The organism is Neoaquamicrobium sediminum (assembly GCF_040970315.1).
GTDB lineage: Bacteria > Pseudomonadota > Alphaproteobacteria > Rhizobiales > Rhizobiaceae > Aerobium > Aerobium sediminum.
Window position 1 is genome coordinate 93,021 of record NZ_JAZHFV010000009.1, and the last position, 10,325, is coordinate 103,345.

General features: G+C 63.9%; 10 protein-coding genes. 3 read left to right on the forward strand and 7 right to left on the reverse strand.

The window, feature by feature from the left end; translation table 11 throughout:
• Nucleotides 1–78: 78 nt before the first annotated feature.
• From V1479_RS22735 to V1479_RS22745, 3 genes are all read right to left on the reverse strand, one after another.
• Entirely contained in the window at nt 79–837 is a 759-nt protein-coding gene (locus V1479_RS22735; RefSeq protein WP_368804871.1) for an SDR family oxidoreductase, read from the reverse strand.
• Nucleotides 838–1,032: 195 nt separating this feature from the next.
• Entirely contained in the window at nt 1,033–1,881 is an 849-nt protein-coding gene (locus V1479_RS22740; RefSeq protein ID WP_368804872.1) for a hypothetical protein, read from the reverse strand.
• Between the two features lie 21 nt (nt 1,882–1,902).
• Nucleotides 1,903–2,337, reverse strand: a complete 435-nt coding sequence (locus tag V1479_RS22745) for an ABA4-like family protein (protein WP_368804873.1) — start codon at nt 2,335–2,337, stop codon at nt 1,903–1,905.
• Between the two features lie 140 nt (nt 2,338–2,477).
• Here V1479_RS22745 and V1479_RS22750 point away from each other — a divergent pair, with 140 nt between their 5' ends.
• On the forward strand, nt 2,478–3,095 hold the full coding sequence (locus V1479_RS22750) for a TetR/AcrR family transcriptional regulator (RefSeq protein WP_368804874.1): 618 nt from the start codon (nt 2,478–2,480) through the stop codon (nt 3,093–3,095).
• 6 nt (nt 3,096–3,101) lie between these two features.
• Here V1479_RS22750 and V1479_RS22755 read toward each other — a convergent pair whose 3' ends face one another.
• Together V1479_RS22755 and trhO are read right to left on the reverse strand one after the other, a co-directional pair.
• The gene (locus V1479_RS22755) at nt 3,102–3,821 is read right to left on the reverse strand and encodes a tellurite resistance TerB family protein (protein WP_368804875.1); all 720 of its coding nucleotides are present in this window, start codon (nt 3,819–3,821) and stop codon (nt 3,102–3,104) included.
• A 107-nt stretch (nt 3,822–3,928) separates the two neighbouring features.
• The gene (trhO, locus tag V1479_RS22760; protein ID WP_368804876.1) at nt 3,929–4,861 is read right to left on the reverse strand and encodes an oxygen-dependent tRNA uridine(34) hydroxylase TrhO; all 933 of its coding nucleotides are present in this window, start codon (nt 4,859–4,861) and stop codon (nt 3,929–3,931) included.
• A gap of 95 nt (nt 4,862–4,956) precedes the next feature.
• Between trhO and V1479_RS22765 the strand changes: the two genes are divergently transcribed.
• Complete coding sequence (locus V1479_RS22765; protein ID WP_368804877.1) at nt 4,957–5,832, forward strand: N-acetylmuramidase domain-containing protein; 876 nt, start codon at nt 4,957–4,959, stop codon at nt 5,830–5,832.
• A gap of 98 nt (nt 5,833–5,930) precedes the next feature.
• A complete protein-coding gene (locus tag V1479_RS22770) occupies nt 5,931–6,578 on the forward strand; it encodes a 2-dehydro-3-deoxy-phosphogluconate aldolase (protein ID WP_368804878.1) in 648 nt (215 codons plus the stop codon).
• Nucleotides 6,579–6,658: 80 nt separating this feature from the next.
• Here V1479_RS22770 and mepK read toward each other — a convergent pair whose 3' ends face one another.
• Together mepK and V1479_RS22780 are read right to left on the reverse strand one after the other, a co-directional pair.
• Nucleotides 6,659–8,449 (reverse strand): peptidoglycan L,D-endopeptidase MepK, encoded by a 1,791-nt coding sequence (gene mepK / locus V1479_RS22775; RefSeq protein WP_438620823.1) that lies wholly within the window; start codon nt 8,447–8,449, stop codon nt 6,659–6,661.
• Between the two features lie 240 nt (nt 8,450–8,689).
• Nucleotides 8,690–10,219: a sigma-54-dependent transcriptional regulator gene (locus tag V1479_RS22780; protein ID WP_368804880.1), complete on the reverse strand. Its 1,530-nt coding sequence runs from the start codon at nt 10,217–10,219 to the stop codon at nt 8,690–8,692.
• Nucleotides 10,220–10,325 lie beyond the last annotated feature (106 nt).

The window sequence follows — 10,325 nt, forward strand, 5'->3', positions numbered from 1 at the left end:
AGGAAATAGAAATCCCGACAGCGACGTAAAGTCCAACAATGCCCTATCGAAATGGGCCGGAAAGCGGGAGGGTTCTTCCTATCCGCGCCCGACAAAGGGCATTTTTGTCGCCATCACGTTCATGAAAAGGATATTGGCGTCGAGCGGCAGGCTGGCCATGTGCACGACGGCATTGGCAACGTGGTCGACATCCATCACCGCTTCCACCTTTACCGACCCGTCAGCCTGCGGCACGCCTTGCGCCATCGGGGCTGCCATTTCGGTGAGCGCATTGCCAATATCGACCTGGCCGCAGGCGATATCGAACGGCCGGCCATCGAGCGCCAGCGTCTTGGTCAGGCCGGTGATGGCGTGTTTGGTGGCCGTATAGGGCACGGAACCCGGGCGCGGCGCATAAGCCGAGATCGAACCGTTGTTGATGATGCGGCCGCCCTGCGGCGCCTGCCTGCGCATCATCCCGAAAGCCGCCCGCGCGCACAGAAACGAACCGGTCAGATTCACGTCCACGACATCGTGCCAGGTTTCGACCGGAATTTCGTCGATCGGCATGGCCTTGGCGCTCATGCCGGCATTGTTGAAGAGAAGGTCGAGGCGTCCGAACTCGTCACCGATCCGCTCGAACAGCTGCTCCACCTGCTCAGGCCGTGAAACGTCGCACGCAACCGCCAGCGCGCGGCCGCCACCCAGACCATTGGCCGCTTGCGCCGCCTCTTCGAGCCGCCCCAGCGTTCGGCCGGTAAAAATCGTGTCCCAGCCGTTGCGAACCAGCGCGGTGGCAACGCTCTTGCCAATGCCCGTGCCTGCACCGGTCACGAGAGCGAACTTTGTTGCGGCCATGAGAACCTCCTCCACGTTTCACCAACGTTGATTTGCAGATGGGAGGCTGGAAGGCAAGTAAGCAGGGGCTGCCAAAGAAAGGGCGGTCGTAGGGACCGCCCTTAATTTGAATCGCGCTTGGGAGGAGGAAAGCCGATTCGACTTGTTTCAGATTGTACCTGATTCGTTAACGATCGGTTAATCCCGTTTGCCGGCTCAGCCCAGAGCCGCCAGAAACGGCCTGCCCATCAGCGCCTGAATAAGGGTGAAAGCCACAAAGGCTACAAACAGTGCCGCGAAAATCCGCACCGGCCTGCGGTCGGCACCGCCGAAAACGGGGACCGAGACGAGCGCGAACGCCGGGATGAAATGCATCGCGTGAGTGGCGAAGAAATGGGCCACGCGCAGGTCGCCGCCATCACGCGCCCACCCCATCAGCATCAGGCCGCCAGTGTCGCCCGCCTGCCCACCGATGCCGTGCCCACCCAGCCCGCTCATGGTTCCGGCGGTTATCAGTGTCAGCGGCAACACCAGCGCAAGCCCCAGCACGACGCTCTCGCAGAAGGCGGGCGGCATGCGCAGCGCGCCGTTGCGCCAAATCTGCCAGGCGAAGACGGCGGACGCGGATGTAATCAACGTCGCTGCGACACCCATCGCCGGATAGATTGCGGCGCCGATTGGCGACGTGTTGAAGTGGGACGCGGTGCCCATCGCCGCCGCCGCTCCGATCCAGACGATTTCGGCAACCGAAGCCACAACGACTGTTCCGGTAAACCAGCGATACCAGCGCCGATCGCGGATACCGGCCGGCAGCCAGCGCGCCAAGAACGCCAGCGTGAGAAAATAGACCGTCAGCGAGAACTCGAACTTCAGCGGCTTCAGCCAAATGTTCACGCCGTTGAACGTGCGCCCGTCAATGGCATAGGCGAACAATGTCGGCGCCATCGCCGCCATCATCAGAAGCCCCAAGGCACCGAAGACTGGCTCATGCCTGACGAGCGCATCGAGTGGCCGGCGCCGGTCGATTGTCACGAAGCGGGCTTCCTCGGCAATGGACATGGTCATCGTCATGTTTCCTCACAAAACTCAAGCGGGCTCGAACAGTCGCCGGCCGGGGAGTACCGTCCTCAGCGAAACGAAAGCGAGATAGCCGGCTGGACCGAACAGGAAGGTCAACGGGAGGCAGGGCAATGTAAGCCAGAATGAAATGCCCTCGGCGCGCGCCGTGCGCACTATCCATGCCCCCACGAACAGGTCGAAGGCGAGGTAGTGCAGCCAACCTGCCAGCAGCAATTCTCGCGTCTGAAACAGCAACGCGACATTATCCAGCGTGTCGAACCCGCCTTCGGCCCCGCTCCAGAAGGCCAGCATCAGCCCGACATAGGCAACCGACAGCAGAGCCGGCACGATTATGCTCGCGAAGCGGTCGGCAAAGCTCGGAAACCAAGGACTTGCGAACAGCGACAGCCATCCGGCGATGGCCACCGGCCCGCTGAGCTGAAATATCGTATCGGCATCCATAGGCGCCTCTCCATTCTTGACGTCGTCAAGATTGAATTACGATCTTTACGGCGTCAAGATAAAATTTACATTGGAAAGATTGAATTTCGCACGGTGCTGGTGCATTGCGGACGTGGGAGCTGGTGAAGGACAGGCGGGACATGAAGACGAACGGCGAGCCCGAACGGCAGGGCTATCACCACGGCGATCTGCGCCGTGCACTGCTGGAGGCGGCAGAAGTCGAACTTGCCGAAAAGGGACCGGAAGGCTTCACGCTGCGCGGCTGCGCCAAGCGAGCCGGCGTTTCGCACGCCGCCCCGGCCCATCACTTTGGCGACGTGGCCGGGTTGCTTTCGGCACTTGCCGCCGAAGGTTTCGAACGTTTCCTGAAAACGACCTCCGCGCGGATGAACGCGGCGGACCCGGGCGATGCCAGAGCAAGGCTGGTGGCGATGGGGCTGGGCTACATCGAATTCGCTCGCGCCAACCCTGCTCTCTTCAGCCTGATGTTTTCATCACGGAAAGCCGACTTTCAGGAAGATAGGCTGCAACGGGCCGCGACCGCGTCGTTCGAGCAACTCGTCGCAGGCGTCGGGGCGGTCGCGGGCGTCGCCCCCTTGACGACACGCGAAGGAAGGCGGCAACTCGCCGCCACCTGGGCTATTGTCCACGGCCTCGCGCACCTGCTGCTTTCGCAGCGTATGAAGTTCCTCCAGGATCAGAGCTCGGAGGAACTGGAGGAAGATCTCGCTGCGATCGTTTCGCGCGTGCTGGGCTGACGCCGCTTACCAGACCGACTGGTTGTCGGTCTTGACCTCGGACACCGTCGCCTCGACGTGATCGATCAGCGCGTCCGGCAGCTTCAGCCTGCCAGCGAGCATGTCGAGATAGCCGCGTTCGGCCCGCGTCTGCGGCTCGATCGCGAGCCGCGAAGCGGTATAGAGCTCGACCTTCTGCGCGTCGGTCTTCGCAGCGTCGATGAGAGTGTCGAGGTCGACGGGCTTCGACAGCTCGGCAAGCAGGAATTCCTCCGCCTCGTCGCCGATGCCTGAGAGACGCAGCCGGTCGGCGATACGGCCTCGCTCGGCCTCGTCGATATGCCCGTCGGCGCGTGCGGCGGCAATCATTGCGCGAACGATGACCAGCGCGAACTCTGCCTCGCCCTGCGGCGCCTGCGCGGGATCGAAAGGCGTGTCGGCAGGCGGCGGCAGCAGTTCCGGTTCGGCAGACGTCTGCGCCTGACCGGGCTGGTCGCCGTTGCGGTAGTTCTGGTAGGCCTTGTAGGCAAGCCCGGCGACGGCGGCCATGCCGCCGATCTTGAGCGCCGAGCCGGTGAGCTTGCGCCCCGTACCGGTGCCGAGCAGGACCGCTGCCAGCGCGCCAGCGGCGAGCGGATTGTCCCGCGCCATCTGGGCGGCCTGACCGGCTTTGTCGCGCACGGTCGATTCGGTTCCGGGAACCTTCGAACCGAGCAGGTCATCCAGCAGCTTCCTGGGATCGAGCATCGGGGGCACTCCTTGCAGCTTCGTTTCGCTCCGCGCCGCTGTCGCGACAACCTGCCAGAGGTAGGCAGGCGACAGCGACATTGCAATGACAGGAGAGATACCGCGTCTTAGCGGCCGATATGAGGCTTGGTCCCTCGCCTGCTTGCAAGCTCCACCTGGCGATGGCGTTCGGCATAGCGGGCACGGTCGGCCTCGCTGCGGCTCTCGTGGCAGCGATGGCACGACACGCCTTCGACAAAGAAGGTCGATTGCTTATCCGCTGCGGTTAGAGGATGCCGGCATGCCCGGCAAAGCTCCGCCTCGCCTTCGCGCAGACCGTGGGTCACGGACACGCGCTCGTCGAAGACAAAGCACTCGCCATCCCACAGGCTTTGTTCCTGCGGCACGTCCTCGAGATATTTCAAGATGCCGCCCTTGAGGTGATAGACCTCCTCGATGCCGATCGAGCGCATATAGGCCGTCGCCTTCTCGCAGCGGATGCCGCCGGTACAGAACATCGCCACCTTGCGCCCGGCGAGGTCCTCGCGCCGCGCCGCGGCCCAGCCTGGAAACTCGCGGAAACTCGCCGTACCCGGATCGACGGCGCCACGAAAAGTACCGATGGCCGTCTCGTAGTCGTTACGCGTGTCGATCACCACCGTTTCGGGATCGGCGATGAGCGCATTCCAGTCCTGCGGCTCGATATAGGTGCCGGCATCCCGCGCGGGGTCCAGGTCCTCGACCCCCATGGTGACGATCTCGCGCTTGAGCCGCACCTTCATGCGGTGGAACGGCATATCGGACGCCGTGCTGTACTTCACCTCAAGCCCGGCCAACGCCGGGATCGCCTCTAGATGAGCGACCAGTTCGGCAATTGCATCGTGGCTGCCGGCGACCGTGCCGTTGATGCCCTCATGGGCGAGCAGCAGCGTGCCCCTTATGCCGCGCGCGCAGCAGAATTCGGCGAGTGGCATGCGCAGCTCGCGCCACTGCGGCAGCGCTGCGAAGCGGTAGAGCGCGGCAACAAGAAAGACGGAACCTGTGGGGTCAGAACGATCCATGGCGCGCTCCTATCGTTCCGATGTGCCGGTTTCAAGGCGTTTGTCCACCTCCCCCAAACCCGTTCGACAATGCGTCTCGGCCAAGGAGATGCGACATGCTGGGTGAAGCTGTGCTGACTGAAATCGAAAAGATCGCGGAGCGGCTGGGTATCGAGCCGGCGGCACTCGCTGCCGTCGCGCATATAGAAAGCGGCTTGAGAACCCACGCCATGGTCGGCGGCAGGGCGGAGCCGCTGATCCGTTTCGAGGGGCATTATTTCGACAGGCGCCTATCGGGCGCGAAGCGCGAGGAGGCGCGCCGTAGCGGCCTGGCCTCTCCCGATGCAGGCGCGATCGCCAACCCCGCATCCCAGTCGGCACGCTGGTCGCTACTGGCGCGCGCTGCCCGGATCGACCGGCGGGCAGCATACGAGTCCGTTTCCTGGGGCATCGGCCAGGTCATGGGCGCGCACTGGGCCTGGCTTGGCTACGCCAGCGTCGATGCGCTTGTCGATGAAGCACGGTCCAGCACCGCCGGTCAGCTCAATCTCATGGCGCGCTACATCGACAAGGCCGGTCTGGCCGAGGCGCTGCGCCGGCGCGACTGGGTTGCCTTTGCACGCGGATATAACGGCCCCGGCTTTCGCAAGAACGGCTACGACCGGAAGCTGGCCAGGGCTTACACCCGATACAGCCGGGGCAATGCCGGGACGCCCTCCGTTCTCCTGCGGCGCGGCATGCGTGGTGACGGGGTACGAAACCTGCAAATCCGCCTGAATGGACACGGCTTTTCCCTGCGCATCGATGGCGTATTCGGCCCGGAAACCGAGGACGCCGTGCGCCGCTTTCAGGATCGACGGGGACTGATGGTCGACGGCATCGCCGGCCCGGCCACCATGGCGGCGCTGGAGAAGCGCGAAAGCGGCGGCTTCTCCCTCTCTGGATGGTTCGAGAATCTCCTGAAGAGGCTCTTCGGCCGGGCAACCCTTTGAAGACAGCGTGTACGACTCGTATTGGCGTGGACAGTCCGGCGGCGCTCTGCTAGAGCCGGCACAGACCTAAATCGATTGAATTTTAGATGGAGCGGCCAATGCCATCCGGCACGCAGAAAACTGACGAGCTTCTCAAGATCATGCAGGGCCAGCCGGTGATACCGGTTCTCAAGATCGACCGCCTTGCGGACGCCGTTCCGCTGGTACGCGCGCTGGCTCGCGGCGGCCTGCCGGCGGTGGAGATCACGCTGCGCACGCCGGTTGCACTGGACGCGATCCGCGCAGTCGCGGCGGATGTGCCCGAGGCGATAGTGGGCGCCGGCACGATCCTCAATCCCGACCAGTTCGAAGAAGCGGTTTCCGCCGGCGCGCGGTTCATCGTCAGCCCTGGCACGACGCCGTCTCTCATCGACGCCGTCGCATCGAGCCCTGTGCCGCTGCTGCCGGGTGCGATCACCCCCGGCGAGCTCATGGCCGCAGCCGAACGCGGCTACTCGCTGCTGAAATTTTTCCCCGCCGAACAGGCCGGTGGCGCCGCATTCCTGAAATCGCTCGCCTCACCTTTCGCCGGCATCCGCTTCTGCCCGACCGGAGGCATCGGCGCCGGCAACGCAGCAGATTATCTCTCGCTGCCGAATGTCATCTGTGTCGGCGGCTCGTGGGTGGCGCCGGACGGTCTCGTGGCCGCCGGCAAGTGGGATGAAATCGAAGCCCTGGCGGCGGCTGCCGCCAAACTCCAGCGCTGATAACACGCCTCACATGACAAAGCGCGTGGCGATCTTTCGGATCGGCTCCACGCGCTTTGATTTCTCGAGCCTCGCCGGCTTCAGTTCGTGGCGAACTTGGCAGCAGGCAGGAATGTTACGGCCTTGCCGGTGAAACGATTGACGTCCTCACGCGGCGTGTCGCGCTGGAAGCCGGTCGTGTAGACCATCTGCGGCGCACTCCAGACCGTATCGTAAGCCTTGTCGGGTCGCTTCGTGCCACCGGCAGTCGCCACGGTCACGTCACGGCGGAAAGCCCAGCGCGTCAACTCGTGCTCGACCGGTACGGCAACCGACTTGCGCCCGGGCCGCGCATCATTGGCACGGGGCTTACCAGACTTTTCGGTGGTACGCACGCCGGACTCCAGCGCCGAGGTGGCATCGGTTCCAGCCTCGCGGCCGATCACCGCAACGCGCGGCGATGCGGAAAGCGATGCAAGCCGTTCATCCTTGCGTGGCGTCGACGTGAGCGCGACCGGCAGCTCGGCAGGGCGCCCAGCCTCCTCCTTTACACTCGGCAGCGACGCCAGCACGAAGACATCTCCGCGGTCCGCAGCCGGGCTGGTGAGGGCAGCGACTTGTTTTTCATCCAGCGAAGTGTCCGATTGCGTTGGACGCAGGTGTGGAACCGGAGGATTGATGACCACGTCAGCACGCGCTTCGGCTGCCGTCATCGCCAGCATTTCCGTGATCGCAGTCGTTCCGCTGCCACGTGGCTGCGGCGCTGCGATAGCCGAAACAGGGAGATCCGGCGCGGGCACTTCGGCTGCCGCAAGCTGCACGGCGGGCTCAGGCGCATAATCCGGCCGCCGCGTTGGCACTGGCATGTTGAGCGCTGCAACCTCGACTGCGGGGGCCTCGGCCAGCGCAGGCGCCGCGGGCTGTTCCGGCAGGCCGGGGATCAGCGGAGCGGCAGCCGGCGCGCCTACGTCCACGATCGGACGGGGAGCGGCTCCCGGTACAGGCACGCTGCGGGCCGGAAGCGCCGCAATGATCGTCTCCGGAGTTTCCGCAACCGGCGCGGGCTGTGCCGCAGGACGCGAAGGTGCAGCGGCAGCCACAGCCGCCGACGGTGTCGGAGCGGAAGCTTCCGCCTGGCCGCGATTGCCGTTGCCGAACAGCGCGCTCAGCAGTCCGCCACCGGAACCGCCACTACGCTCGGAACCGGCATCGGCGCTGGCGATCTGAACCGTTGCGCCGGAAGCGCGGCGCGACTTGTAAGCGGCCATGGCCTGCTGATAGCCGGGCAGCGGCTTGCCATCGCTGGGCAGATGGATGGTCTTGCCATCGGGGAACAGCGCGACAAGCTCGCTCCGGCTCATGCGCGGCCACGAACGGACATTGCCGACATCCAGGTGAACGAAGGGCGAGCCGGACTTGGGATAGTAGCCGACGCCGCCGCCCTCGACTTTGAAAGCGGCTGCCCGCAGCTTGGAAAGCGGAACGCCCGGGATATAGAAGTCCATCGCCTTGCCAAGCATGTGCTGGCTTTTCTCGGCCACGCCGGACGAGCGGCTGCGCAGCATCGAGTTGGTAGCGGGCGAACGGTACGCGGACACGACATGGATATAGTCGCGCGCGCCGACCGAACGATAGACCGACCACACGAGATCGAGCAGCTTAGGATCCATCTTGGCCGGCTCGTTGCGGCGCCAGTCGCGCAGGAAACGATTGATCTCGTTGAGACCGCGCTGGTCGTAGCGACCGTTGCGCATATAAGTGATCTCTGCGCGTTCCTTGGTGTGGATGAAGTACAGCTTCAGGCTGCGCGTCTGCGCATTGGCCGGTGCTGCTGCGGAGAGGAAAACAATCGCTGCGAGCGCAAGGCAGCCCAGCCATCCTAGCCGGGACATACCCTCCAACCGCCGCACGATGTCAGTTCGGTTCAGAATGCTCAAAACGCGTCGCCTTATCGGCTATTGATTGGTCCCCGAAACAAAAGCCGGGGCGATTCCGCCCAACTATCGCTTCTAATGGTTAATCCCCGCTTATTAAAGCAGGAATGCGCAAAGACCATGGCGACATCGTGGCGTTTCTCCACAATAGATCGCATGGTAAACCGATCAATAACAATGGCTTCTTGCGTGTGGCTGTCAGGAGGCCATCCTGTCGGAGCGCCCCTCCTCAGGTTCGATGCCCATTTCCTTGAGCTTGCGATAGAGCGTCGACCTGCCGATGCCCAGTCGCCGCGCGACTTCGCTCATCTGGCCCTTGTAGTGCTCGATGGCCAACCGGATCATCTCATTCTCGACATCGGCCAGCGGCCGCACGTTACCCCGTTCGTCAAGCGCCCGCATCAGTCCGAAGCGTGGCTCCGAGGGCTTCGCAGATGGCATGGCCGAATCTGCTGAGACCACGCGCTGGGCCTCGCTCCTTTCACCGATCTCGGGAATACCCCCCGGCGCTGCGGTATCCAGCACGGACTCGTCTATGCCTTCCACCTGCGCCTTGATCTGCGGAAACTCGTCAGCCGTGAGCACATTGCCTTCGGCAAGCACGACCGCCCGGAAGATCGCATTCTCGAGCTGCCTGATGTTACCCGGCCAGTCATAGGCCTTCAGCATGGCAAGCGCACCGGACGAGATTCCGTGGATCTTGTCGCGCGCTTCTGCCGGACCGACGCGCGAAATGAAGTGCTGCACCAGCATTGGGATGTCCTCGCGCCGGTCGCGAAGCGGCGGCACGTGGATCGGAAAGACGTTGAGCCGGTAGAAAAGGTCCTCGCGGAACTCGCCGTCCTTCACTCGCTGCAGAAGGTCGCGGTGGGTCGCCGATATCAGCCTGATGTCGACCTTGACGGTAGAGCGCGCGCCCACCGGATCGACCTCGCCCTCCTGCACGGCGCGCAAAAGCTTGACCTGCACGTCGAGCGGCAGATCGCCGATCTCGTCGAGGAACAGCGTGCCGCCATTGGCTTCCACAAACTTGCCGGTGTGCTTTTCCGTAGCGCCTGTGAAAGACCCCTTTTCGTGGCCGAACAGGATGCTTTCCACAAGATTGTCGGGGATGGCGCCGCAGTTGACGGTGACGAAAGGTTTGCCCTTGCGATCCGACGATCCCTGGATGGCGCGGGCGACCAGTTCCTTGCCGACACCGGACTCGCCCTCGATCAGGATCGGAATATTGGAGGATGCAGCCTTGCGCGCCAGACCGATGACCCGCTCCATGGTCGGGCTGCCAGTGACGAGGTCCTTGAAGGTCAGTGCCCCGGCCGCCCCCTTGCGCGCCCGCTTGGCCTCCCCTTCGAAGGCTTCCACCTTCACCGCATTGGCGAGCGCGACCTGCAGCCGCTCGGGCGAGGCCGGCTTGACGACGAAATCGAACGCACCGGCCCGCATCGCCGACACCGCGGTGTCGATGCTGCCCTTTGCGGTCTGCACGATCACCGGGACATAGATTTCCCGCTCGCGCATCCGTTTCAGCACTTCAAGTCCGTCCACGCCAGGCATGACGAGGTCAAGGATCACGACGGCGATGTCGCGGCCACGCGGACCGTCCATCGCCGCGAGCGCGGCTTCGCCGCCGTCGGCGACAAGCGTTTCATAACCGAACTTGCTGACCGCAGCTTCGACAATGCGGCGCTGGACCGGATCGTCATCGACAATGAGTACTGGGCGTGCCATGGAACTTTGAACCGCTCCGGGTTTGCCGGAGGCTCCAACTCCTGAGAAGGTGGAGCCATCATGAGCAAGACGACGAACAAGTTTTCCCCGGAAGTGCGCCAGCGAG